This window comes from Nocardia sp. NPDC049707, assembly GCF_040674855.1.
GTDB lineage: Bacteria > Actinomycetota > Actinomycetes > Mycobacteriales > Mycobacteriaceae > Nocardia.
This window is the reverse complement of the sequence record NZ_JBFANN010000042.1, coordinates 35,599-58,548: the sequence shown is the minus strand read 5'-3', so window position 1 is coordinate 58,548 and position 22,950 is coordinate 35,599. Positions and strand designations below refer to the sequence as shown.

Sequence of the window (22,950 nt, the reverse complement as noted above, 5' to 3'; positions counted from 1 at the left end):
TCACCCTCGACCAATCCCGAGGTGGACGCCATCAATGCCCGAAGCTCGCGCGCCGCCACCGCACAGCCCGCATAATCGGATCGTGGTCAGGTGCGCCGGGATCAGCGCGCCCGGCTGTTATCCGCGTCTCATTGCCGAGACAACCGTGCGACCCAACAATTGAATCCGACGTCAACTTCAACTAACCTCTGAGCCATCCGGCAACCGGCGCTCCATCGGGGACGCCCCGGTCACGCATGAACATGGAGGTTTCTGGTCGTGAAGAGCCGAGAGGTACACCTGGTGGCCCGACCCACCGGCGAACCCGCACCATCCGATTTCCGGATGGTGACCACGGATGTCCCCGATCCCGGCAGCGGGCAGTTGCTGGTCCGCAACGACTGGATGTCCGTCGATCCCTATATGCGCAATCGCATGAACGACGTGAAGTCCTACATTCCACCGTTCCGGCTCGATGCTCCCATGGATGGCGGTGCGGTCGGTACCGTCGTCGCCTCGGGCGTATCGGGAATCGAAGTCGGCGCGACCGTGCTGCACGACCTCGGCTGGCGGGAGTACGCGCTGCTGGCGGCGAAGCAGGTGCGAGTGGTCGATACGGGGCTGGCCCCGGCCGAGGCCTACCTCGGCCCGCTCGGCATCCCCGGACTGACCGCGTATGTGGGGCTGAAGGAAATCGCACCGGTCCGTCCGGGTGATGTCGTATTCATCTCGGGTGCGGCGGGCGCCGTCGGTCTCGCCGCCTGCCGGGTGGCCAGGCACTTCGGCGCGGCCAGAATCATCGGGTCGGCGGGCGGTCCGGAGAAGGCACGGCGGCTGGTCGAGGAATTCGGCTACGACGCCGCGATCGATTACCGGGCGGGCAGTCTGGCGAAACGGTTGCGCGAGGCGGCCCCGGACGGCATCGACGTCTACTTCGACAATGTCGGCGGCGACCATTTGCAAGCCGCGATCGGCTCGATGCGCGACTTCGGCCGAATCGCCCTGTGTGGAGCCGTCGCTCAGTACAACGCTGCAACCCCGCCGCCCGGCCCGAGGAATCTGGCGCTGGCGGTGGTTCGCCGACTGTCGTTGCGCGGCTTCATCGTCACCGATCACAGCGACCTCGCATCGGAATACGGGGCGCTCGCGGCGGATTGGGTGCGCGACGGCAGTCTGCGTGTCCCCACCACGGTGCTGACGGGTATCGACACCGCCGTCGATGCCTTCCTCGGCCTGCTGCGCGGGGCCAATGCCGGCAAGATGCTGGTTCGGCTGAATGCCGAGGCGAACTGATGCGGGTCGAGAACGCGGTCGCGATTGTCACCGGCGCCGCGGGCGGCATCGGTGCGGCCATCGCGCAACGCCTGCTCGAGCACGAAGCCCGGGTTCTGATTACCGACCGCGACGCGGACCGGCTCGCGGCAACGACGCGCCAACTGGCCCAAGCATTTCCCGGCGCGGTGTCCGGACAGGCCGGGGACGCCGCGTCCGAATCCGATCTCCGCGAGCTCATCGACACGGCCACAACCGAATTCGGCCCCGTCGATATGTTCTTCGCGAACGCCGGTGTCGGCGGCGGGCCCGGCCTGGACGCCACCGACGCGCAATGGGAGCAAGCACTGGAGGTCAACGCCCTGGCCCACGTGCGCGCGGCGCGGCTGCTCGTCCCGGGCTGGCTGGAGCGCGGCAGTGGCTATTTCGTGAGCACCGCGTCGGCGGCGGGACTACTCACCCAGATCGGTTCGGCCACCTACACCGTCTCCAAGCACGCGGCCGTCGGGTTCGCCGAATGGCTGGCGGTAACCTATGGAGACCGCGGCGTACGGGTCAGCTGCCTGTGCCCGATGGGTGTCGATACCGCTCTACTCACCGGACTCGGCACAGACGGCGGACCCGACGGTGACCTGGCCACCCGGGCTGTCACCGGAGCCGGAGCGGTGCTGGCTCCCCTCGACGTGGCCGATCGGGTGCTCGAGGCCATCGAAGCCGAACGTTTCCTCGTGCTACCGCATGAGGAGGTCCGAGAATTCCTGCACCGCAAGGTCTCCGATCACGACCGGTGGATCGGGGGCATGCAGCGTTACCGGAGGTCGCTGTCATGAGCGGGCCTGTGATGAGTGGACGCAGCGCGGTGCTGTTCGATTTCGGCGGGGTGCTCACCACCGCCGTACTCGCCGCCTTCGCCGAGTTCGGCGCGGAACTGGGCGACCCCCGGCTACCGCTGCGACTACTCACCCGCGATCCGGAAAGCAGCACGCTGCTGGTGGATCACGAAGAGGGGCGCATCGGTCAGCGCGAGTTCGAGGCCGGGTTCGCGCGGCGGCTGCGCGCGCATGGGGTCGATATTGCCGATGAGGGCCTTATCGATCGCATCCAGTCCCGACTGCATCCCGACCCGGAAATGATCGAACTCGTCGCGCAGGTCCGCGCGGCGGGCCATCGCGTGGGGCTGCTGTCGAATTCGCTCGGCGACGACTGCTACGCGGGCTTCGACCTGCCCGCCATGTTCGACGCGGTGACCATCTCCGCGGAGATAGGTATCCGCAAGCCATCCCGACAGGCCTACCTCATCGGCTGCGAACGACTCGGCGTCACACCCGAGCAGACCGTCATGATCGACGACCTCGAGCAGAACATCACCGCGGCCGAACTCCTCGGACTCGGCGGCATCGTGCACCGCGACGCCGCATCGACGGCGGCCCGATTGTGGCCCGCACTAACCCCCAGCTGATACACCCACTGTGCGGCGCAGTCGCTTTCGACAGCTCGCACCGACGATCGGAGCCTCGATGGACCTGTTCACCACGTCCGAGCGCACCCAGCAGTACCAACACGATCTGCGCGCCTTCATGGACGAATGCGTGTACCCGGCCGAGTCGGAGTACGAGAAGCAGATGGCGGCCGCCGGCGATCCGCACCACCATCCGCAGATCGTCGAGGACCTCAAAGCCGAGGCACGCGGCCGCGGCCTCTGGAACCTCTTCCATCCGCATCCCGAATGGGGTCCGGGCCTGACCAACCTGGAATATGCCCCGCTGGCCGAGATCATGGGCCGCAGCGCGCATCTGGCGCCGGAGGCGTGCAACTGTTCGGCACCCGACACCGGCAATATGGAGGTACTCACCCTCTTCGGCACCCAGGAGCACAAGGAGCGCTGGCTGGAACCGCTGCTGCAGGGCACCATCCGCTCCGCCTTCGCCATGACCGAGCCTGCCGTCGCCAGCTCGGACGCCACCAATATTCAGCTGCGCATGGCACGCGACGGCGACCACTACGTGCTCAACGGCCGCAAGTGGTTCGCGTCCAACGCATTACACAAGAACTGCAAAGTGCTCATCGTCATGGGCAAGACCGATCCGGACGCACCCAAGCACCGGCAGCAGTCGATGATGGTCGTGCCCATCGACGCACCCGGTGTCACGGTCATGCGTAATCTGCCGGTCTTCGGCTACGCCGACCGCGAGGGCCACGCCGAGATCGATTTCACCGATGTCCGGGTCCCGGTCACCGATGTATTGAAGGGCGAGGGTGAGGGTTTCGCCATCAGCCAGGCCCGGCTCGGTCCGGGCCGCATCCACCACTGCATGCGCGCCATCGGTATGGCCGAACGCGCGTTGGAGCTGATGGTCGCCCGCGCCGAATCGCGAATCACCTTCGGACAGAAGCTGAGTGAGCGCGCCAATATCCAGGATTGGATCGCCGAAGCCCGCATCGAGATCGAGCAGGCGCGGCTGCTGACGCTCAAGGCCGCCTGGATGATGGATACCGTCGGCAATAAGGCGGCCCAGATCGAGATCGCGGCGATCAAGATCGCCGCACCGGATGTCGCGCTGCGGATCGTGGACCGGGCGATCCAGGTGCACGGCGGCGCCGGTGTCACCGACGACTTCCCGCTCGCCAGCATGTACGCGCACCTACGCACATTGCGCCTGGCCGACGGACCGGACGAAGTGCACAAACGCGCCATCGCGCGCGCCGAACTCGGTAAGTTCAGAGCCAGCGCCGGCGGCGGGGCGTAGGACGGACCGGAACGAATGCAGACAAGTAACGGGCTCATTCAACCCACCTCGGACGCGACCGGCTTCGATATCGATGCGGCCGCGTTCGCGGGCTGGGTGTCCTCGCTCGGTTCGGCGTGTACCGCGCCGGTGCGGGCCGAGCGGGTGGGGATCGGCCAGTCCAATCTGACCTTCCTGATCACCGATGCGGACGGACGGCGTTGGGTACTGCGGCGTCCGCCGCTCGGCCACCTGCTGGCGTCCGCGCACGATGTGGCGCGGGAGGCTCGGGTCATCTCGGCCCTGGCGCCCACAGATGTCCCGGTACCGCGCGTCCACGATGTCCGGCACGAGGGCGATATCGCGCTCGTGCTCATGGAATTCGTCGACGGACTGGTCATCGACGGAGTCGAGACCGCCGAAGGACTCAGCGCAGACCTGCGCCGCAGCGCCGGGCTGTCACTGGTGCGGACGCTGGCCCAGATCCACGCCGTCGACCTGCAAGCCACCGGGTTGACCGACCTCGCCAGTCACAAACCGTATGCGGAGCGACAGCTCAAACGGTGGTCGGCACAGTGGGAGAAGTCGAGAACCCGAGATCTGCCGCTGGTGGACCGCCTCACCGAACGGCTCCGGGCCGCCGTTCCCGAACAGCGCGAACTCGCGCTCGTGCATGGCGATTACAACCTTCGCAATGTGATCACCACACCGGAGACCGGTGCGATCGCGGCCGTACTCGACTGGGAGCTGTGCACCCTCGGCGATCCGCTGGCCGATATCGGCAGTCTGCTGGCCTACTGGCCGATGCCCGGCGAAGCGGCCATTCCGGGCACGGAAATGTGCATGCTCCCGGGTTTTCCGTCCCGCGCCGAACTGGTCGAGGAGTATCTCGCGATCACCGGACGAGATCGGCGGGCAGTCGGCTTCTGGCATGCGCTCGGCCTCTGGAAACTCGCGATCATTGCCGAGGGTGTGTTCCGCCGCACCCTCGACGACCCCCGCAACCGTGCGGCCGCGGGCATTCCGACCACCGGTCTGGTCGACGGACTCGCCCAGACCGCCGATCGAATCGCCGCCGAAGCCGGTTTCTGAGACGAAGCGGCCTGTCTCCCCGGCGATATCGCGGGGGAGACAGGCCGTTTCGCATATTCGCTGGAACGAAGTGACCGCCGGACACCGGATGTCCGGCGGTCACACTTCTATCAGGGCACGAGCACCGATAGCGCTTCGGCAATACAGGCGGGCTTGTCGCCGCCCTCGCGTTCGATGGTCACCCGAGCCGTCACCTGGACCCCCGCTGTGATCGGCTCGAGCTGCACCAGTTCCACGCCCGCCCGCACGCGACTACCGGATGGCACCGGCGACGGGAAGCGAACCTTGTTGCTGCCGTAGTTGATTCCCATCTTCAGCCCGTCGACGCGATATACCTGCCAGACCAGCATCGGCACCAGCGACAGGGTCAGATAGCCGTGGGCGATGGTGGTGCCGAACGGTCCCTGCGCGGCCCGCTCCGGATCGACGTGAATCCATTGACGGTCACCGGTCGCCTCGGCGAACAGATCGATCTGCTCCTGGGTGACGGTGTGCCATTCGCTGTAGCCGAGATGGGTGCCGACGGCCTGCTCGAGTTCGCCGATTCCATTGAATACCTTCATATTCGCGCCTCAGACCGTCGGTGCACCGGCGACGTAGAGCACCTGGCCAGTGACATACGACGCGCCCTCGCTGACGAAGAACGACACCGTGTGCGCGATATCCTCGGGCTTGCCGACGCGGCCCACCGGAATCTGTGCCACCAGGGTCTTGCTGAACTCCTCGAACGAAACACCCATGCGCTCGGCGGTGGCGGCGGTCATCTCGGTTGCGATGAAGCCCGGCGCGATGGCATTCACGGTCACGCCGAATTTGCCGAGTTCGATCGCGAGCGTCTTGGTGAATCCCTGCAATCCGGCCTTGGCCGCGGCGTAGTTGGCCTGACCGCGATTGCCGAGTGCCGAAGTGCTGGAGAGATTGATGATGCGACCCCACCCGGCCTCGGTCATGTACTTCTGCGCCGCGCGGCTCATCAGGAAGGATCCGCGCAGGTGCACACCCATGACCGCGTCCCAGTCGTCGACGGTCATCTTGTACAGCATGTTGTCGCGGATGATGCCCGCATTGTTCACCAGGACGGTCGGCGCGCCGAGTTCGGCGGCGACCCGCTCGACCGCCGCGACGACAGCCTGTTCATCGGCGACGTTCGCGCCCACCGCAAGTGCCCGGCCACCGGCCGATTCGATCTCGGCGACAACGGTTTTGCAGGCCTGCTCGTCGAGATCCAGCACGGCGACCGTGAATCCGTCCGCCGCCAACCGTTTGGCGACGGCCGCACCGATACCGCGCGCGGCACCGGTCACGATGGCGGTACGGGTTGTTTCACTGCTCATTACGGTTCTCCTTGTCGAATTCGATTGGCACCGTTCATGGTTCGAAAACCACACGACCGACGGTGTTACCGTCGGCAAGACGCTGCAGTCCGGCGGCCACGTCATCCAGTGGCAGCCGCTCGCCGATCAGGGGTTTCACCGAACCCTGCTCGGTCAGTCCGGTCAACTCCAGATGGCAGTCGTGTACCGCCTGCGGATCCTTGTCGCGGTACAGGCCCCAGTGCAGACCGAGGATCGAATAGTTCTTCACCAGTGCGTGATTCAGTGCGGCGGACTGGATCTGCCCGCCCGCGAAACCGACGACAACGATGCGCCCTTCGAAGGCGATGCACTTGGTGGATCGCTGATACACCGCACCGCCGACCGGGTCGTACACCACGTCCGCGCCGCGGCCGTCGGTGGCCTCCCGCACAACCGAGACGAAATCCGCCGCGCTGCGGTCCACCACGATGTCGGCGCCGAGCGCCCGCGCGACCTCGGCCTTGGCCGCATTGCCGACCACACCGATCACCGTGGCCCCGGCCGCCTTACCCAATTGCACAGCCGCACTGCCGACACCACCGGCAGCCGCATGGACCAGCAGCGTCTCCCCCGCCCGTAGACCGGCGCGCCGATGCAGTCCGAACCAGCCCGTCTGGTAGCCGATGAAGAAGGCGGCCGCCTCGGCATCGTCGAGCGACACGGGCGCGGGAAAGACATCGGCGGCGTCCATGACCGCCAGTTCCGCGAACCCACCCGAGGGCAGCGCCGCACCGCCGAGCACCCGGTCACCGATCGCGATGCCGTCGACGTCGGCACCGACCGCGACCACCTCACCGCACAGTTCCACGCCGGGAGTGAACGGGAGTTCCGGCTTGATCTGGTACTCGCCCCGGCACATCAACACATCTGGGAAGTTCGCCGCCGCGGCGCGGGTCCGCACCACCACCTGGCCCGGACCGGGTTCGGGCTCCGCCAGTTCGACCAGCCGCAGTACCTGCGCCGGTTCGCCCAATTCGGTTACCCGCCAAGCCTTCACGCCAAGCCCCCGGTGAGGGTGACGCCACCGTCTACGACGATCAGCTGGCCGGTCAACCAGGCCGCGTCATCGGAGAGCAGGAAGGCGGCAACACTACTGATGTCCTCGGGCACGCCGAGACGCTCGAGTGGATACGCCTGGGCGACCTGGTCCTCGCGACCGTCGTAGAGTGCGGTGGCGAATCGGGTCTTGACCACGGCGGGCGCGATCGCGTTCACCCTGATCGATGGGCCGAGTTCGACCGCCAGTTCCTGGGTGATGTGCACCAGCATCGCCTTGGTGGCACCGTAGAACCCGATGCCGGGCGCGGGCTTGATGCCGGCCACCGAGGCGATATTGACCACCGAGCCACCGTGCTCACCCAGCCACGCCTTGTGCGCCTGCTGTACCCAGGAGATTGCGGCCAGGCAGTTCACCTCGAAGATTTTACGGGCGGCCGCCAGGTCCAGTTCGACCATCGGCCCATATACCGGGTTGATTCCGGCATTGTTGACCAGGTAGTCGACCGAACCGAAGGTCTCCAGCGTGCGCTCGATGGCCTCGATCTGATGGTCGACGTCATCGGCTCGTCCCGCGACGGCGACGGCGCGCTCGGGTCCGCCGAGTTCGGCGACCACCGCGTCCAGCGCGTCCTTATTGCGGGCGGTCACACAGACCCGCGCGCCCTCGGCCACCATCCGCTGCGCGATGGCAAGCCCGATACCGCGGCTGGCTCCGGTGACAATCGCCGTTTTTCCGTCGAAACGACCCATTACGTATGCCTTTCCTGATGCCCGACCTGCGTGCCCCAGACTCACCGAACTTGATTCCGACGTCAAGTTCAGAAGTTGCCGCACGCTAGGTGATACGGGTCACACGAATGACAGTGGTGCGGCGTCGGCCACCTGGCCAGCGCTCGCTCAGTCGGCTTGCTTCAGCTGAAGAGCGTTGAACCACAACTGATTCAGCGTTTTCACCAGCTTCTCGAAGGAGACCTTCCGCCCCTCGACGAAGACGAAGTAGGCCATCCGGCTCACCATGCTCGACAATGCCAGCGACGTGACGTCGGGATCCAACTCGGCGTCGACCAGACCCCGTTCCTGCAGATTCCGGATCATCTCGGCATTGCGATCGACGAATGCCACGGCGCGCTCGAAGCGCAGCACCCGGAACTTCTCATCGATCTTCGAAACCTGCTCCAGCACAGCCATCAGCCGCGCATTGCGCCGATAGGAGAGCAGATACTCGCGATTGGCGGCCGCGATCAGCTCGCGCGGGTCATCGATGCCGACCCGCTCCCGGATGTGCGGGTGCAGCATTTCCTCGCGTACCTGCTCGACGACCGCGGCGAAGATCTCTTCCTTGCTGTCGAAGTAGGTGTAGAACGATCCCGAGGCGACCCCGGCAGCCTTGGAGATATCGCTGATCCTGGCATCGAGGAAGCCATCGCGTTCGAATACCTCGCGCGCCGCGGTCACCAGCGCGGACCTGGTGCGCATGCCACGCTTACTCCGCGGACGCATCCGACCGGACTGATCCTCGGTGGCTTCCTCGGCGTTCACTGCCTCACTCGCTGTCGTCCGGCTCGCTGACGTGGTGGATCGTAACAGCGGATGCGGCCCCCATGACCGCACGACGCCGGGATCAACCGGGATCGGCACCACATCGGTTGAACATGACGCCGAATTCACGTAGCGTTCCGATCCGCTGACGTGTCATCGGTCACATCGGTTCTCGCCCACTCGTGTATCTGGAGCAAGCCATGCCTGCGAATCCGGCTTCCTCGACCGCATCGGATCAGCGGACCAATGTCGCCGACCGCTGCTGGCAGCACGCCACCGAACGCCCCGAAGCCATCGCGCTGCTCACCACGGACGCACAGGTCAGCTACGGCGAATTGGCCAGCCGCAGTGCTGCTTACGGTGGCATGCTGCGCGAATCCGGTATCGCCGCCGGCGATCGGGTACTGCTGGTCGCGCCCACCGTCGGTGAATTCGTCGTCGCGTATCTGGGCGTCGAACTCGATCCGGCGGATCTGCGAACCTGGGCCAAGGAGCGACTTTCCGCATACAAGGTGCCGCATCGCTTCGCCTTCACCGACCAACTCCCCAAGGGCGCCACCGGCAAAATCCTCGAGCGCGCTCTCGATCCGAACCTCTTCACAGAAAAGGCAACACGATGACCGTCATCCCCACCGCGACCGGAACCGTCGACTCCGCCGAACTCGGCCGCGTCCTGGTGCACGAGCACGTCTTCGTACTCGGCGAGGAATACCGGCAGAACTACGCCGACTGGGACGAGGACGCCCGTGTCGACGACGCCGTCGAACAACTCAACGAGTTGAAAACCCTCGGCATCGACACCATCCTCGATCCGACCGTGCTCGGGCTCGGCCGCTATCTGCCGCGCATCGAGAAGATCGCGGCCAGAACGGATTTGCGGATCATCGTCGCGACCGGAATCTACACCTACAATGATCTGCCCTTCCAATTCCATTACACCGGCCCGGGTTTGCTGTTCGACCGGCCCGAACCCATGGTGGAAATGTTCGTCAAGGACCTCACCGAGGGCATCGCGGATACCGGCGTGCGCGCCGGATTCCTCAAGTGCGCCATCGAGGCACCCGGGCTGACACCCGGCGTCGAGCGGGTCATGCGTGCGGTCGGGCAGGCATCGGCGCAAACAGGTGCGCCGATCACCGTGCATACCAACCCGCACACCCGATCCGGGCTGGTGGCGCAGCGGGTGCTGGCCGAGGAGGGCGCCGACCTGAGCCGAGTGGTGATCGGCCACTCCGGCGACACCACCGATATCGACTATCTCATCGAACTCGCCGACGCGGGATCACTGCTCGGCATGGATCGATTCGGGCTCAACGTCCTGCTGCCGTTCGAGGATCGGGTCAACACCATTGTCGAACTGGTGCGGCGCGGGTACCTGGACAAGATCGTTATCGCCCATGATGCCTCCTGCCACATCGACTGGATGGACCCCGTTGCCAAGGCTCAGGCCGTACCGCAGTGGAACTACCGCCACATCAGCGAGGATGTGATTCCGGCACTCATGGCGGGCGGACTCACCGAGGACGATATCGAGGCGATTCTGGTGCGCAATCCGCGCCGGTACTTCGAGAATTGATCCGAATGATGCGCGGCCACAAGCAGATACCGGAGCATTGACCGCCGTCACCCAGCGTAGTGCCCATCTCGCGTTCCGGGCGCCGATCCACGGGATGATCGACTTCACCCCGCACGGCCAGACGCCTGCCCGCGAGTTGGGCATTACGGATCCGCGCATGATGTACTTCGCGTCTCTCCGGGCACAGGCGATCGAAGCCGACCGAGGTGGCGGCCATCATGTCCGACCTGCGGGCTTCTATCGTCGTGGACGGGCGCGACACTGGATTCAACGGCAACGCGCCGCCGAAGTCAGCGCCGCGCTGATCGACTTCGCCCGCAGCGTCGGCTGAAAGGTTTACGTGCCTTCTGCCTGACCCGCAGCAGTGTCGACTTCCCACTGCCAGACGGTCCGACCAGCGCGATCACCGCACACGGCGCGATCTCCCATTCGATATCGCGCAGGACGGTACGGGCGCCGAAACTGCGGCCGAGGCCGCGCAATGCGACCCCGGCAGCACGACTGGCAGTGGGTAATCCGGGTACGCCGAATTACTGCACGGCCGCGAATCCGACGCGGAGATCGGCGAGGATATCGTCGATGCCCTCGATGCCGACCGCGAGGCGGACCAAGCCCGGGGTGACACCCGCCGCCAGCTGCTCCTCGGGAGTCAGCTGGGAATGGGTGGTCGAGGCCGGATGGATCACCAGCGAACGCACATCGCCGATATTGGCGACGTGGCTGTGCAGTGTGAGCGCCTCGACGAAACGCTTACCCGCATCGACCCCACCGGCCAATTCGAAGCCGATCACCGCGCCGACGCCCTTGGGTGCGAGGGTGCGGCCGCGCTCGTACCACGGGGAGGACGGCAGCCCGGCGTAGGACACCCCGGTCACCTCCGGACGCGCCGTGAGGAAATCCGCCACCGCCTGGGCATTCTGCACATGCCGTTCGATCCGCAGACTCAGCGTTTCCAGCCCCTGGCTGATCAGGAAAGCATTGAACGGCGAGACGGCCGAGCCGAGATCGCGCAGCAGTTGCACCCTGGCCTTGAGGGCGTAGGCGGGAGCGCCGAGGTCGGCGTACACCACACCGTGGTAGCTCGGGTCCGGTGTGGTGAAGCCAGGGAAGCGGCCACCGGTCCAATCGAAGGTGCCGCCGTCGACGATCACACCCGCGATGGCCGTACCGTGGCCGCCCAAATACTTTGTCGCCGAATGCACCACGATATCGGCGCCGTGGGCGAGCGGCTGGATCAGATACGGCGTCGCGACGGTGTTGTCGACGATCAGCGGAACGCCTGCGGCATGGGCGATTTCGGCAATGCCGGGGATATCGAAGATGTGGTTCTGCGGATTGGAGACCGTTTCGCCGAACAGCGCCTTGGTATTCGGCCGGATCGCCGCGCGCCACTGGTCCAGGTCATCCGGATCGTCGACGAAGCTGACCTCGATGCCCAGCTTCGGCAGCGAGTAGCGGAACAGGTTGTAGGTGCCGCCGTATAGCCGCGGACTGGACACGATGTGATCGCCCGCACCGGCGATATTCAGGATCGCGATGGTCTCCGCGGCCTGCCCGGAGGCCAGCAGCAGCGCCGCGACACCGCCCTCCAACGCCGCAATGCGCTGTTCAACAGCATCCTGGGTCGGATTCATGATGCGGGTGTAGATATTGCCCGGTTCGGCGAGACCGAACAGCGCCGCCGCGTGCGCGGTATCCCGGAAGGTGTAGGAGGTGGTCTGGTAGATCGGCAGGGCGCGGGCATTGGTGGTGCCGTCCGGCGCCTGTCCGACGTGGATCTGCTTGGTCTCGAAGCTCCAGTCGGCGCTCGGGTCGGTCTGGGTCTCGTCGCTGGTGGTCACAACGACGCATACTAAGAAGCGCCGGACGTGGTGTCGATAGTTATATTCAGCAGGAACCGAATCCGGACCTCGGTCGGCGTCGCGGTTTCATGGTCCGCCGCGGCGGATTGTGGTGTTCGACCTCCATGCGCTGATCGGCATCGCAGATCTCGGGCCACGGTTTAGCGGACGGTCCAGTGGCAATCCGCAGAGTGACGCTGCTCGGCGAGTACGAGGGAACAGCGCGGACCTCGGACTCCGGGCGGCTTCGCACCAGCAAAGCCCGTCGACCGGAGGAAAATGATGCCGAACACCAGCCACCACAACGCCGTGCAACGGACGCCGGTACGCGCGGAACTGCACAGTGCCGCGTTCTCCGACCACGCGACAATTCCGGACCGCTACTCCTACGACGGCGGCAATATGGCCCCGCCCCTGGAGTGGAGTGGTATCCCCGCCAACGCCGCGGAACTCGTCCTGCTCTGCGAGGACGAGGACGCACCCGGCCGACCGTTCACCCACTGGCTGCTGACCGGCATCGCGCCGACCACGACCGGTATCCAGGCGGAGGCGCCACCGCCCAGGGCGGTCGCGGGTCCCAATGACTTCGGGGAAATCGGCTGGAGCGGTCCGCGGCCGCCGGTCGGCGACGAACCGCACCGATACTTCTTCCGCCTCTACGCGCTGGACCGATCGCCCGGATTCACCCCGGACACCACAGCCGACGTGGTCCGATCCGCCATCACGGACCACGTCGTCGCCAGTGGCACCCTGGTCGGCCTGTTCGCCGCCTGATCTCCCCGCACCGCGCATTCTTACGCCGCGATCGCCGCGGCGCGCAGGCGTGAGTAGTTCTCGCGCGACATCGGTCCGACGTCCATATCGTCGGACTCGATCCGGAAACCGGCCGCGAACAGATGGCCAACCTCAACTACACCCCATGCCCTCGGCCAGCACCTGATCGACTGAACCACACCTCGCCATCGCCGCACGCGCGGACCGCGGCCGCTGGCCGCTCAGCCGACGTCGCGGCGCAGCCAGGTCACCTCGGCGCCGGATTCGGTGCCGCAGCGGTAGATCTCGAGATCTTCGTCCCAGGCGGTGCCGAGGGCGCGGTCGAGTTCGGTATCCAGGTCGTAGCCGGTGTAGTTGCCGAGTTCGCGGTTGGCCCGCAGCATGGCGCGCAGGCGCATTTCGCCGATGGTGACATCGCCGTTGGCGGAAGTGGAGCCGTGCCAGAGGCCCAGGGTCGGCACGAAGCTGTAGCGCGTGCCGTCGACACCGTCGCTGGGGTCCTCGGTGACCTCGAAGCGCAGCACGGGCCACGACCGCAAGGATTGGGCAATTCGCGATGCTGTACCGACCGGACCGATCCAGTCGGTGGTCGCGCGGAGCTGACCGTCAGCGGGTTGGGCGGTCCAGCGCAATTTCGCGGGTGAGCCGAGGGCCGAGGTGAGTGCCCATTCGATATGTGGGCACAGCGCGGCCGGCGATGAGTGGATATAGACCACACCCGCCGTCGCGTCGGCGAACTGACTCGATGCGCGCACCACTGACACCTCCAGCTTCGACGAGAAACGTCTTCCCCAACGATCCGTCGTACTGGCGTTGCCCGAGTGTACTGGAGTGCCCCGAGTTACACATGTTACTTCGGAGGCGTGTTCCGACCCGTTACTTCTACTTCGCAACCGAGTTCCGGGCGAGGATCACCTCGGCGATCACCGCATCGGAAAAGACGGGCCATGCCTCCCGCGCCCAGTCGCCGAAATTCTCGTCGCTCAAAGCGATACTCGCCACCCCTAATTCGGGATCGACCCAGAGAAATGTGCCAGACTGCCCGAAATGGCCATAGGTACCTGCGGAATTCGATCCGCCGGTCCAGTGCGGTGATTTCGCGTCGCGAATCTCGAATCCGAGTCCCCAATCGTTGGGACGCTGCGATCCGTAACCCGGCAGCACACCGTTGAGTCCAGGGAACGCGACCGTGGTCGCCGCGGCGTGGGTCTGCACCGAAATCAGCTGGGGGTCCAGCAGTTCGGCACCGAAGCGCACCAAATCGGCTGCGGTGGACCGGGCCGCATGCCCGGCCGGACCGGCCAGCACCGAGGCCGTCATACCGAGTGGCTCGAATACGGCCTCGCGCAAGTACTCCGGGAAGGCGATGCCGGTCTGCTCCGTGACGAAGGCCGCGAGGATTTCGAATCCGGCGCTGGAGTAGATGCGGCGCGTACCCGGCGCGGCGATCACCTCGGTGGTATCGAAGGCGATGCCGGAAGTATGTGCGAGCAGATGCCGGGCGGTAGCTCCCGGCGGGCCGGCGGGCTGATCGAGTTCGATCGCGCCTTCCTCCACCGCGACGAGCACCGCATAGGCGACCAGCGGCTTGGTCACCGAGGCGAGTGGGAAGACCCGCTCGGCATCACCCGCCGTCCGCGCTCCATCCCGGGTGACGACACCCACCGCCGCATGCCGAACCGGCCAGTCCTTGATCTGCTCGAATGCCCGCACGAATTCAGCGTACGAGACGTGCGTTCCGGACGTTCCCGCACCGCCCGCACGGGACGGTCGGTACCGCCGCCGCGCCGCGCGCGCCATCAACTGAGCGGACGCAGCCGCAACCTGCGCGCGGCACTACTGCGCTGCCCCGTTCAACCGAAATCTCCGCTCGGCAAGCCGGTTCCGCAATCGCGACCGAGCTTACCGAGCGGTGACCCGGCGGTTTACCAGTCGGCTTCGGTGTACTTGATGATGCCGCGAATGTTCTTGCCGTCCAGCATGTCCTGGTAACCCTCGTTGATCTGCTCCAGGGAGTACTGGCGGGTCACCATGTCGTCGAGGTTCAGTTGGCCCGACTTGTACAGCGAGAGCAGGTGCGGGGCGTCCTGGCGGGCGTTGCCGCCGCCGAAGATGCAGCCCTTGACGGTCTTCTGCAGCATGGACAGCAGGAAGCTGTTCAGCTTGACGTCACTCTCGTCCATGCGGCCCATGGACGTGACGACCAGGGTGCCCGCCTTGGCGGTGAGGATGAGGCCCTCTTCTATGTATTCGCCGTGCATCTCCCCCATGGTCAGGATGACCTTCTGCGCCATCCGGCCCTCGGTGGCCTCGATCAGCGGCATGATGGCGGCGGCCATGCTCTCGTAGGCGTGTGTCGCGCCGAACTTCTCCGCCTGCTCGCGCTTCCACGGGTTCGGGTCGATGGCAACGACTTTGGACGCGCCGGAGAGCACCGCGCCCTGCAGCGCGCTCATACCGACGCCGCCGATGCCTGCGATCACCACGGTCTCGCCGGGCTCGACCTTGGCGACGTGGGTGGAGGAACCGAAGCCGGTGGGGACGCCGCAGCCGACGAGGCAGGCGACCTCGAACGGAATGCTCGGGTCGATCTTGACCACCGAGGTGTGGTGCACCGTCATATACGGCGCGAAGGTGCCGAGCAGGCACATCGGGATGACATTCTCACCGCGCGCCTGGATGCGGTAGGTGCCATCGCTGATGGCCTGACCCATCAGCAGACCCGCGCCCAGATCGCACAGCGCCATATTGCCGCTCACACACGCCGGACAGCGACCGCAGGCCGGGATGAACGACAGGATCACGTGGTCGCCGACCTGCAGATCCGCGGGGCAGTTCGGTCCGAGCTTGGTGATCACGCCCGCGCCCTCGTGGCCGCCCATGACCGGGAAGGAGGGCATCGGCGTCGCACCGGTCACGATGTGGTGGTCCGAGTGGCACATGCCGGCGGTTTCCATCCGGATCTGAACCTCACCGGCTACCGGATCACCGACCTCGATCTCCTCGACCGACCACGGCTGCTCGATCCCCCACAGGATCGCGCCTTTCGTCTTCATTCCTGTCGACCTCTCGCACGCACGGGCTTCTATGTGACTGCACCCACACTACGAGAAAACTGGAACGCGTTCTAGTACTCGGTTGAAAATTCGTCGACACGGATTGACAGGACCCCCGAACGAGTTCCAGTTCTCCCCGGCCGCGAACCCGTCCTGCTCCGATATTGCCCGACTTCAGCCACGCACGTCGTACACATGGTGGATGACGTCGTGCAGAAAGTAGAAGGCCAGGGATTCGACCGTGAACACCCAGCCGTCGCTGCGCCGGGCCTGGTTGCCGAGGGCGGCTTCGGGAACCGATTCGAAGGCGCGCGCGACGGCCTCGGCCGCATCGGTCAGCTCCGCGGCGACCTTGCGCGGATCCTGCTCGCCGTATCGATCGGCGATGGCAGTGACATCCTGATCCCAGTTCGAGAACACCGGGACACCGTCGTCGGCCTCGACGCCTTTCGCGCCGAACCCGGGAACCTTCGGATCCACCGCCTCGGTGCGGGCCGTGACAGCCGCACGATAGGTGAAGATTCGGCAGACATCGCGGACATGGGCGGCATATTCGAGCGCCGACCAGGTCGAGTCGTCGGGGCGAGCGGCGGCGTCGGGACGCCCGAGCGTTGCCGACAAACGGCTCGCGTATTCGCGGGCCAGCGCGGGCACCGCCGCGTAAGTGATCGACTCCGGGTCGAATCCGCATTCGGGACAGGAGCGTTCGAGGACCCAGGTCCAGTTCTTGGCATCGGGAACGATTGGCATGCGGACACCCTAGATTGGCCGAATATCTTCAGCGATAGATATTCAGCCAGCTACCGGCAAGATCCCGACAGACCTGATCACTGCATCAGACGATGCGCCCGCTCGAAGAGTTCGAGTGTGATGGCATGCAGGAAGTCACCGACCTGCTTGGGCGCCTTCCCCGCGAATGCGCGAGCATGTGTGCCCTCCAACACAATTCCCAGTTTGAAGCAGGCGAGCACGGTGTACCAGGTGACATTGCTCAGGTCGCGACCGGAGAACTTGCCGTAGTGCTCGGCCATCTCCTCCGGGGTCGGCAGACCGCCGACGGCACCGAGCTTGCCGATCAGCGCCGCGCCCGCGGTACCGGGCTCCGGCCGGGTCGCGATCTGCCAGCCGAGGTCGAGCAACGGGTCTCCGATGGTCGACATCTCCCAGTCCACCATCGCGGCCACCTCCGGGCCATCGTAGGAGAACATCATGTTGGCCAGGTGGCAGTCGCCGTGCAGGATGCCGGGTGTCCACTGCGCGGGCCGATTCCGATCCAGCCACTCCCCGACCTGGTGCACACCGGGAATCTCCGGACCCGGATAACCCACATTGGCCGAATAGGACTCGAGTTCGCCGAGCCAGCGCGGGACCTGACGCTCCAGGAACCCTTCCGGTTTGCCGTAGTCCTGTAGGCCGAGTGCCTGATAGTCGAGCGCGCCGAGGCGGGCGATGGCCTCCACCGCGGACAGGCCCATCTGGCGCCGGATCTCCGGATCGCCGGCATGCAGTTCCGGCAGTTCGTTCTGTGGGTTGAATCCGGTAATGGGCTCCATCAGGTAGAACACCGCGCCGAGGACGGACTCGTCCGGGCAGGCGGCGATCACCTTCGGCGCGCGCACACCGGTTCCGTCGAGCGCGCCGAGCAACCGGGCCTCGCGACGGATGACGTCATTGCTCTTGGCGCGCAGATGTTTCGGGCCGCGGCGCAGCACATAGTCCCGACCGCCACGGACGAAGCGCAGCATGATGTTCTGCGTGCCACCGCCGAGCGCGGTCACCGCCTCGAACTCGCCGCCCGGCAGGCCCTGCTCATCCATCCATGTGCCGACGACGGCAAGGTCGACGGCTCCCCCGCCTCCCCAAACCTCTGGCCGATCGGTGAGCACCCCACCAGTCGCATCGCGGACCGGCGGTTCAGCGGGCTGCTCGGTTCCGGACGTACCCGATGAGTTACCCATGTTCTCTCCCAATCAGTTGTCGCCTGAGAGCATGGACGTCAATATCCATCACGCTGTCACACGCTGCATCGCTCCCGCCATAGTAGGGCGCAGGCGTAGCACACCAACGGCGTAATGTTGCTGGACAAATGCGCACCCTGCTGATCGACAATTACGACTCGTTCACCTACAACCTGTATCAGCTGATCAGCGAGGTGAACGGGGAAGAACCCACGGTCGTGCGCAATGACGAGGTCGACGATATCGCGCGGTTGCGGCTGGAGCGCTTCGACAATGTCGTCATCTCCCCCGGGCCGGGTCGCCCGGATGTCGGCCGGGATATCGGCATCTCGGCCGCGGTGATCCGCGAGACCGAACTGCCGCTGCTCGGTGTCTGTCTGGGACATCAGGCGATCGTCGTCGCGGCGGGCGGCATCGTGACGACCGCGCCCACCGCGCGGCACGGCTATCTCGATCACATCGAGCACGACGGCGACGAGTTGTTCGCCGGGCTGCCCGAGGGTTTCACCGCGGTGCGATACCACTCGCTCTGCGCCCAGCGGCCGTTGCCGGACAGCCTCGAGATCACCGCCGTCGCCGCCGATGGGGTGATCATGGGTGTGCGGCACCGGAGCAGACCGCAGTGGGGGGTGCAGTTCCATCCCGAATCGATTGCCAGCGAGTACGGTGCGGCCCTACTCGGAAATTTCGCGAAACTTACTGCGGGCCAGCGGATTCGGTCGAGCATCAGCGCGCCGTTCGAGCACGCCGAGCCGCTGACGGGCAGACATGAGTTTCGCGAATCCCGGCGCTCCTGGCAGCTGCGGCATTCGGTGATCGAGCGGGCGATTGATACCGAGGCCGCGTTCCTGCGGCTATATGGCAACTCCCCCACCGCATTCTGGCTCGACAGCGAACATATCGAACCGGGACTCGATCGGTTCTCCTTCCTCGGCGATGCGAGCGGGCCACTGGCCGAGGTGATCCGCTACCGCGTCGGAGAGAACAAGGTCACGGTGGAATCCTCGGATGGAAATCGGCGGACCGTACCCGGCAAAATTCTCGACTATCTCGCCGGCCAGCTACACCTGAGACATACCGAACTACCCGATCTGCCTTTCGATTTCGCTTGCGGATTCGTCGGATACCTGGGTTACGAGGTGAAGGCCGATTGCGGCGCGAATGCCGCACATCGTGCCTCGACACCGGACGCGCAGTGGATATTCGCCGATCGGATCGTGGTCGTGGACCATGTCGGCGGGCGCACCCATCTGCTCGCGCTCACCGATCCCGCGCCGGAAGCCCTTCGGGCGGGCGCGGATTGGCTGCGCGATACCCGCGAGATCCTGGAAGCTCTACCGACGTGGACGAATCCGCCCACGCTCGACGTGTGCTCCGACACCGCCGCCGTCGCACCGCTGTTCACCCGAGGGCGGGAGCGGTATCTCGCCGATATCGCCGTCTGTCAGGAGCGGCTGCACGCGGGCGAATCCTACGAAATCTGCCTAACCGACACCGCGTCCGTGGCGGCCACCGAATCGGACGGACTCGATTTCTACCGCACCCTGCGCCGCTGCAATCCCGCACCATACGCGGCGTATCTGCGCTTCGACGATCTCGAAATCGCCTGCTCCTCACCGGAACGCTTCCTCAAGGTGGACCGCGCCCGGATGGTCGAGAGCAAGCCGATCAAGGGCACCGCGCCGCGCGGGGCCACAGCCACCGAGGACGAACGGCTGCGACGCGAACTGGCCGACAGTCCCAAGACCAGGGCCGAGAATCTGATGATCGTCGACCTGTTACGCAATGACCTGGGCCGGGTGTGCCAGATCGGCAGTGTGCACGTGCCGAAATTGATGGCCACCGAGACATATACGACCATGCACCAATTGGTTTCCACCGTGCGCGGCACACTGCGGCCGCATGTCGATGTGATCGATTGTCTGCGTGCGTGTTTCCCGGGCGGCTCGATGACCGGGGCACCCAAGTTGCGGACCATGGAGATCATCGACGAACTGGAAACCGAAGCGCGCGGCATCTATTCGGGCACCATCGGCTTCCTCGGCCTGGCCGGCACCGCCGACCTCAATATCGTCATCCGCACCGCGGTCCGCCACGACGGCCACTGGCGCATCGGCGCAGGCGGCGCCATCGTCCTCGACTCGGATCCCGAGGACGAATACCACGAAACCCTGCTCAAGGCCGCCGCCACCCACCGCGCCGCACCCCATTGAGCCCCGGTTATTTGCGGCGAATGCGTTTCGGGCGTTCGGGGGGCGCGGGCGGTTCGGCGGGTTTGCCGGTGAAGCGGCCGAGGAGGGAGACGCCCGGAAGTTTGGCGAGGGCGGTGAAGAGGTCTTCACCGAGGCCGATCATCGCCTCCAGGCGGGGCAGCAGGCGATCGTAGGCGGCGAAGGCCGGATCCGCCAGCGTCAAGGTGCGGTCCAGCCGATCGATGGTGGAGTTGAGCCGTTCGATGGCGATCGAGAGGCTCGCGATCAGATCCGGGAGTTGCGCTGCCAGCTGCGCCGAGGCCGGTGGCAGGCGCACCGCCGCATCGAAGGCCTGACCAGCCGTGAGTTGTGCGGCATCCAATGCCTGACTCGCCGCCGACTGTGCCGCCTCCACCGCCGATTGCGCGGCCGCCAGAATATCGCCGGGACTCGGCACCCGCCCACCCGGCACCTTCGGAGTCGAGGCCTTCCGGCCCCCTCCCTTCGGGGTAGTCATCCCTCCACTCTGCCGCACCCACGGCCCTTCCGATCGGATATCCCCGACCGACCGGTCTGTGTCGCGATTCGCCGACGTCGGCGTGCACTCGCTCGCATCGCCGAAGATGCGGACCGCCGAAATCGGCGTGTCGGTGCTTCGTGGCATAGTTCGAGCACGATGAAACTCAGTAAAGGGGCCAATGCGGCGGTGCCGACTTCCCTTCTTGCCGTGGTTATTTCATGGCGGTCGGGGCATGCGGTGGATGCGCATGCGCTGTTGCTGGCGGCGGCGGGCACGGTACGCACCGATCGGGATCTGGTGTTCTTCAATGCGCCCCGGCATATGTCGCAGGCGGTGACGCTCGATCAGCAGCCGGCACCGGGAACTGCGCGACTGAGCGTATCGTTACCGCGCACCGAATCGGATGTGGCGCGGATCGTGGTCGCCGGCTCGGTCGACGACGGCACCTTCGGCGATGTCACGGGTCTGACCCTCACCATCGAGGCCGCACACGGGCCGGTCGCTCAGTTCGAGATCACCGATCCCGATGCGGTGTCGGCAATGATGCTCGGCGAGTTCTACCGCCGCGAGAGCCAGTGGCGCTTCCGCGCGATCGGCCAGGGTTGGGCCAGCGGGCTCTCCGGCCTCGTCACCGAATTCGGAATCACCATCGACGATGGCGCTCCCGAACCAGCTGCCATGCCCACTTCGCCAGTGCGACACCGTGTCTCGGCCGCCGGTTCGACCGGCACGGCGCTGGCCGGTCCCCAGCAGCTCGACCCCGCACCCTCGAACCATGACGGCACTCGCCCCGCCCACGCCGACCGGCGGTATCACCCCCCTGCCCGACCACCTGCGCTGGGAGCAACTCGCGGAGATCATGCTGGGCAGCACACCGCCGCCGGGCCCCGGTCCGCCCGAACCACCGAATCAGCCGACGAACGCCACGCCCGGCCGCGACCAAGCAGGCCGGTCGAGCTGCAGCGCCAGCGCCACGAGGTCGAACCGCCGATACCGGCACCGCCGAATCCCGAACGCGCGAACTGGCATTCGGATCCCGAGAATCCATCGCGAATGCGTTGGTGGGATGGGGCCGAGTGGACCGGTGCCACCGTCGATCGGCGTCCGCCTAGCCCGCGCAGCTGCGAGCGGTGCGGAAATCCCCTGCGCCGCAAACTGTTCGGCGGGGTCGCGTCCTGTCAGAGCTGCGAATATGAGATCGAGGAATTTCTGACGCACTGGCATACCCGGGCCCGGCGGGCGCTGACCACAGCCGGTCCGCGCGGTCCGGAGTGGGATGCGGTGTGGGCGTCGTTGCGGTATCAGCGAATTGATGAGGGCCTGGGCCGGGCGGCGCTGCGGGATGTGGCGCTCACCTACGTCGAGCGACTGGTCGCCTTCGCATTCGCGGACGGCGAGATCGAGCAGACCGAGTTCGAGGCATTCCAGTACGCGATCGCGGAGTTGGCGCTCAGCGGAGCGCAGGTCGAGGATCTGCGCCGGCGGATGTATCGCGGCCACACCCTGTCACGGTTGCGCGGCGGGGATCTGCCCGTAGTGCGCACGCCCGGCCTGCACCTGGATCCAGAGGAGAAGGTGCATCTCGATCTGCCCGCCGTGCACGTCCGCCAGCTCGCCAGGGGGCCGAAGCTCACCGATGGCAGGCTGATCGCCAGCAATAAGAAGCTGCGATTCGTCGGTACCGATACCGGCACCGAATTGCCGTGGAATCGCGTGGTTTCGGTGCATGTCGAGCAGCGTTCGGTGGTCGTCGCGGCGACCTCGGCCCGCGGTGGCGCCACCTTCGATGTCGACGACCCGGACTACGTCGCGGCCGCACTGGAGGGTGCGCTGCGGGTCGCCAAACGCCTGGTCCTCACGCCCGGCCAGCGCGATACCCGCAGCATCTCCCAGGAGGTCAAGGCCGAGGTGTGGCAACGCGACGGCGGCAAATGCGTCGAATGCGGTGATGGCCACTACCTCGAATTCGACCACATCATCCCGCTCAGCCGCGGTGGCGCGACGAGTGCGACCAATCTGCAGATCCTCTGCCGCGCCTGCAACCGCGCCAAGGGTGCCCGCATCTGATCCG

24 protein-coding genes are annotated in these 22,950 nt (G+C 66.0%); 11 read left to right on the top strand and 13 right to left on the bottom strand.

Annotated features, from left to right (window positions below; genetic code table 11):
- Positions 1-258 precede the first annotated feature (258 nt).
- The 5 genes from AB0J29_RS29215 to AB0J29_RS29195 are packed head-to-tail and all read left to right on the top strand — an operon-like array spanning position 259 to position 5,069.
- Positions 259-1,272 (top strand): NADP-dependent oxidoreductase, encoded by a 1,014-nt coding sequence (locus AB0J29_RS29215; RefSeq protein ID WP_364793231.1) that lies wholly within the window; start codon positions 259-261, stop codon positions 1,270-1,272.
- Positions 1,272-2,081 (top strand): SDR family oxidoreductase, encoded by an 810-nt coding sequence (locus AB0J29_RS29210; RefSeq protein WP_364793229.1) that lies wholly within the window; start codon positions 1,272-1,274, stop codon positions 2,079-2,081. Before AB0J29_RS29215 ends, AB0J29_RS29210 begins: the two co-directional genes overlap by 1 nt.
- Positions 2,078-2,710 carry an HAD family phosphatase gene (locus AB0J29_RS29205; RefSeq protein WP_364793227.1) on the top strand — a complete coding sequence of 211 codons (633 nt, stop codon included), beginning with the start codon at positions 2,078-2,080 and terminating at the stop codon, positions 2,708-2,710. Before AB0J29_RS29210 ends, AB0J29_RS29205 begins: the two co-directional genes overlap by 4 nt.
- 58 nt (positions 2,711-2,768) lie before the next feature.
- On the top strand, positions 2,769-3,998 hold the full coding sequence (locus AB0J29_RS29200; protein ID WP_364793225.1) for an acyl-CoA dehydrogenase family protein: 1,230 nt from the start codon (positions 2,769-2,771) through the stop codon (positions 3,996-3,998).
- A gap of 15 nt (positions 3,999-4,013) precedes the next feature.
- Positions 4,014-5,069: a phosphotransferase family protein gene (locus tag AB0J29_RS29195; RefSeq protein ID WP_364793223.1), complete on the top strand. Its 1,056-nt coding sequence runs from the start codon at positions 4,014-4,016 to the stop codon at positions 5,067-5,069.
- Between the two features lie 110 nt (positions 5,070-5,179).
- On the opposite strand, the gene AB0J29_RS29190 is transcribed toward AB0J29_RS29195, so the two are convergent.
- The 5 genes from AB0J29_RS29190 to AB0J29_RS29170 form a co-directional block, all read right to left on the bottom strand.
- Entirely contained in the window at positions 5,180-5,632 is a 453-nt protein-coding gene (locus AB0J29_RS29190; protein ID WP_364793221.1) for a MaoC family dehydratase, read from the bottom strand.
- Between the two features lie 9 nt (positions 5,633-5,641).
- Positions 5,642-6,403 carry a 3-oxoacyl-ACP reductase FabG gene (gene fabG, locus AB0J29_RS29185; protein WP_364793219.1) on the bottom strand — a complete coding sequence of 254 codons (762 nt, stop codon included), beginning with the start codon at positions 6,401-6,403 and terminating at the stop codon, positions 5,642-5,644.
- Positions 6,404-6,437: 34 nt separating this feature from the next.
- Positions 6,438-7,421 (bottom strand): NADPH:quinone oxidoreductase family protein, encoded by a 984-nt coding sequence (locus AB0J29_RS29180; RefSeq protein ID WP_364793217.1) that lies wholly within the window; start codon positions 7,419-7,421, stop codon positions 6,438-6,440.
- The gene (locus AB0J29_RS29175; RefSeq protein WP_364793215.1) at positions 7,418-8,173 is read right to left on the bottom strand and encodes an SDR family oxidoreductase; all 756 of its coding nucleotides are present in this window, start codon (positions 8,171-8,173) and stop codon (positions 7,418-7,420) included. The genes AB0J29_RS29180 and AB0J29_RS29175 overlap by 4 nt, the downstream gene beginning before the upstream one ends.
- 147 nt (positions 8,174-8,320) lie before the next feature.
- Complete coding sequence (locus AB0J29_RS29170; RefSeq protein WP_364793253.1) at positions 8,321-8,899, bottom strand: helix-turn-helix domain-containing protein; 579 nt, start codon at positions 8,897-8,899, stop codon at positions 8,321-8,323.
- A gap of 263 nt (positions 8,900-9,162) precedes the next feature.
- Between AB0J29_RS29170 and AB0J29_RS29165 the strand changes: the two genes are divergently transcribed.
- From AB0J29_RS29165 to AB0J29_RS29155, 3 genes are read left to right on the top strand one after another with little or no spacing between them, the layout of a single operon-like run.
- A complete protein-coding gene (locus tag AB0J29_RS29165) occupies positions 9,163-9,582 on the top strand; it encodes an AMP-binding protein (protein ID WP_364793213.1) in 420 nt (139 codons plus the stop codon).
- Positions 9,579-10,538, top strand: coding sequence for a phosphotriesterase-related protein (locus AB0J29_RS29160; RefSeq protein WP_364793211.1), 960 nt, complete (start codon positions 9,579-9,581; stop codon positions 10,536-10,538). Before AB0J29_RS29165 ends, AB0J29_RS29160 begins: the two co-directional genes overlap by 4 nt.
- A 37-nt stretch (positions 10,539-10,575) precedes the next feature.
- The gene (locus AB0J29_RS29155; protein WP_364793209.1) at positions 10,576-10,869 is read left to right on the top strand and encodes a hypothetical protein; all 294 of its coding nucleotides are present in this window, start codon (positions 10,576-10,578) and stop codon (positions 10,867-10,869) included.
- Here AB0J29_RS29155 and AB0J29_RS29150 read toward each other — a convergent pair.
- Both AB0J29_RS29150 and AB0J29_RS29145 read right to left on the bottom strand, forming a co-directional pair.
- Positions 10,829-11,020, bottom strand: coding sequence for an ATP-binding cassette domain-containing protein (locus AB0J29_RS29150; protein ID WP_364793207.1), 192 nt, complete (start codon positions 11,018-11,020; stop codon positions 10,829-10,831). The two genes, AB0J29_RS29155 and AB0J29_RS29150, sit on opposite strands and share 41 nt — an antisense overlap.
- Before the next feature lie 48 nt (positions 11,021-11,068).
- Positions 11,069-12,379 carry a bifunctional o-acetylhomoserine/o-acetylserine sulfhydrylase gene (locus AB0J29_RS29145; RefSeq protein WP_364793205.1) on the bottom strand — a complete coding sequence of 437 codons (1,311 nt, stop codon included), beginning with the start codon at positions 12,377-12,379 and terminating at the stop codon, positions 11,069-11,071.
- A 279-nt stretch (positions 12,380-12,658) separates the two neighbouring features.
- Here AB0J29_RS29145 and AB0J29_RS29140 point away from each other — a divergent pair, with 279 nt between their 5' ends.
- The gene (locus tag AB0J29_RS29140) at positions 12,659-13,153 is read left to right on the top strand and encodes a YbhB/YbcL family Raf kinase inhibitor-like protein (protein ID WP_364793203.1); all 495 of its coding nucleotides are present in this window, start codon (positions 12,659-12,661) and stop codon (positions 13,151-13,153) included.
- 221 nt (positions 13,154-13,374) lie between these two features.
- Here the strand turns inward: AB0J29_RS29140 and AB0J29_RS29135 are convergent, their stop codons facing one another.
- The 5 genes from AB0J29_RS29135 to AB0J29_RS29115 form a co-directional block, all read right to left on the bottom strand.
- Positions 13,375-13,908 (bottom strand): DUF3145 domain-containing protein, encoded by a 534-nt coding sequence (locus AB0J29_RS29135; RefSeq protein WP_364793201.1) that lies wholly within the window; start codon positions 13,906-13,908, stop codon positions 13,375-13,377.
- A 127-nt stretch (positions 13,909-14,035) separates the two neighbouring features.
- Positions 14,036-14,866: a serine hydrolase domain-containing protein gene (locus AB0J29_RS29130; RefSeq protein ID WP_364793199.1), complete on the bottom strand. Its 831-nt coding sequence runs from the start codon at positions 14,864-14,866 to the stop codon at positions 14,036-14,038.
- 212 nt (positions 14,867-15,078) lie between these two features.
- Positions 15,079-16,209, bottom strand: coding sequence for an NDMA-dependent alcohol dehydrogenase (locus AB0J29_RS29125; protein WP_364793197.1), 1,131 nt, complete (start codon positions 16,207-16,209; stop codon positions 15,079-15,081).
- Positions 16,210-16,383: 174 nt separating this feature from the next.
- Positions 16,384-16,959 carry a DinB family protein gene (locus AB0J29_RS29120; protein WP_364793195.1) on the bottom strand — a complete coding sequence of 192 codons (576 nt, stop codon included), beginning with the start codon at positions 16,957-16,959 and terminating at the stop codon, positions 16,384-16,386.
- A 77-nt stretch (positions 16,960-17,036) separates the two neighbouring features.
- Positions 17,037-18,026 (bottom strand): phosphotransferase family protein, encoded by a 990-nt coding sequence (locus tag AB0J29_RS29115; protein WP_364793251.1) that lies wholly within the window; start codon positions 18,024-18,026, stop codon positions 17,037-17,039.
- A 269-nt stretch (positions 18,027-18,295) separates the two neighbouring features.
- Between AB0J29_RS29115 and pabB the strand changes: the two genes are divergently transcribed.
- On the top strand, positions 18,296-20,380 hold the full coding sequence (pabB, locus tag AB0J29_RS29110; RefSeq protein WP_364793193.1) for an aminodeoxychorismate synthase component I: 2,085 nt from the start codon (positions 18,296-18,298) through the stop codon (positions 20,378-20,380).
- Between the two features lie 7 nt (positions 20,381-20,387).
- Here the strand turns inward: pabB and AB0J29_RS29105 are convergent, their stop codons facing one another.
- Complete coding sequence (locus tag AB0J29_RS29105) at positions 20,388-20,876, bottom strand: hypothetical protein (RefSeq protein ID WP_364793191.1); 489 nt, start codon at positions 20,874-20,876, stop codon at positions 20,388-20,390.
- Positions 20,877-21,035: 159 nt separating this feature from the next.
- On the opposite strand from AB0J29_RS29105, the gene AB0J29_RS29100 reads away from it, so the two are divergent.
- On the top strand, positions 21,036-22,946 hold the full coding sequence (locus AB0J29_RS29100) for a TerD family protein (RefSeq protein WP_364793189.1): 1,911 nt from the start codon (positions 21,036-21,038) through the stop codon (positions 22,944-22,946).
- Positions 22,947-22,950 lie beyond the last annotated feature (4 nt).

Bases quoted from the DNA above. Each gene is read 5' to 3' on its own strand.
- AB0J29_RS29190 (WP_364793221.1), bottom strand. From the start codon at position 5,632: ATGAAGGTATTCAATGGAATCGGCGAACTCGAGCAGGCCGTCGGCACC.
- AB0J29_RS29165 (WP_364793213.1), top strand. From the start codon at position 9,163: ATGCCTGCGAATCCGGCTTCCTCGACCGCATCGGATCAGCGGACCAAT.
- AB0J29_RS29125 (WP_364793197.1), bottom strand. From the start codon at position 16,209: ATGAAGACGAAAGGCGCGATCCTGTGGGGGATCGAGCAGCCGTGGTCG.
- fabG (WP_364793219.1), bottom strand. From the start codon at position 6,403: ATGAGCAGTGAAACAACCCGTACCGCCATCGTGACCGGTGCCGCGCGC.
- AB0J29_RS29105 (WP_364793191.1), bottom strand. From the start codon at position 20,876: ATGACTACCCCGAAGGGAGGGGGCCGGAAGGCCTCGACTCCGAAGGTG.
- AB0J29_RS29160 (WP_364793211.1), top strand. From the start codon at position 9,579: ATGACCGTCATCCCCACCGCGACCGGAACCGTCGACTCCGCCGAACTC.
- AB0J29_RS29175 (WP_364793215.1), bottom strand. From the start codon at position 8,173: ATGGGTCGTTTCGACGGAAAAACGGCGATTGTCACCGGAGCCAGCCGC.
- AB0J29_RS29205 (WP_364793227.1), top strand. From the start codon at position 2,078: ATGAGCGGGCCTGTGATGAGTGGACGCAGCGCGGTGCTGTTCGATTTC.
- AB0J29_RS29140 (WP_364793203.1), top strand. From the start codon at position 12,659: ATGATGCCGAACACCAGCCACCACAACGCCGTGCAACGGACGCCGGTA.
- AB0J29_RS29120 (WP_364793195.1), bottom strand. From the start codon at position 16,959: ATGCCAATCGTTCCCGATGCCAAGAACTGGACCTGGGTCCTCGAACGC.
- AB0J29_RS29210 (WP_364793229.1), top strand. From the start codon at position 1,272: ATGCGGGTCGAGAACGCGGTCGCGATTGTCACCGGCGCCGCGGGCGGC.
- AB0J29_RS29200 (WP_364793225.1), top strand. From the start codon at position 2,769: ATGGACCTGTTCACCACGTCCGAGCGCACCCAGCAGTACCAACACGAT.
- AB0J29_RS29100 (WP_364793189.1), top strand. From the start codon at position 21,036: ATGAAACTCAGTAAAGGGGCCAATGCGGCGGTGCCGACTTCCCTTCTT.
- AB0J29_RS29170 (WP_364793253.1), bottom strand. From the start codon at position 8,899: ATGCGCACCAGGTCCGCGCTGGTGACCGCGGCGCGCGAGGTATTCGAA.
- AB0J29_RS29115 (WP_364793251.1), bottom strand. From the start codon at position 18,026: ATGGATGAGCAGGGCCTGCCGGGCGGCGAGTTCGAGGCGGTGACCGCG.
- AB0J29_RS29195 (WP_364793223.1), top strand. From the start codon at position 4,014: ATGCAGACAAGTAACGGGCTCATTCAACCCACCTCGGACGCGACCGGC.
- pabB (WP_364793193.1), top strand. From the start codon at position 18,296: ATGCGCACCCTGCTGATCGACAATTACGACTCGTTCACCTACAACCTG.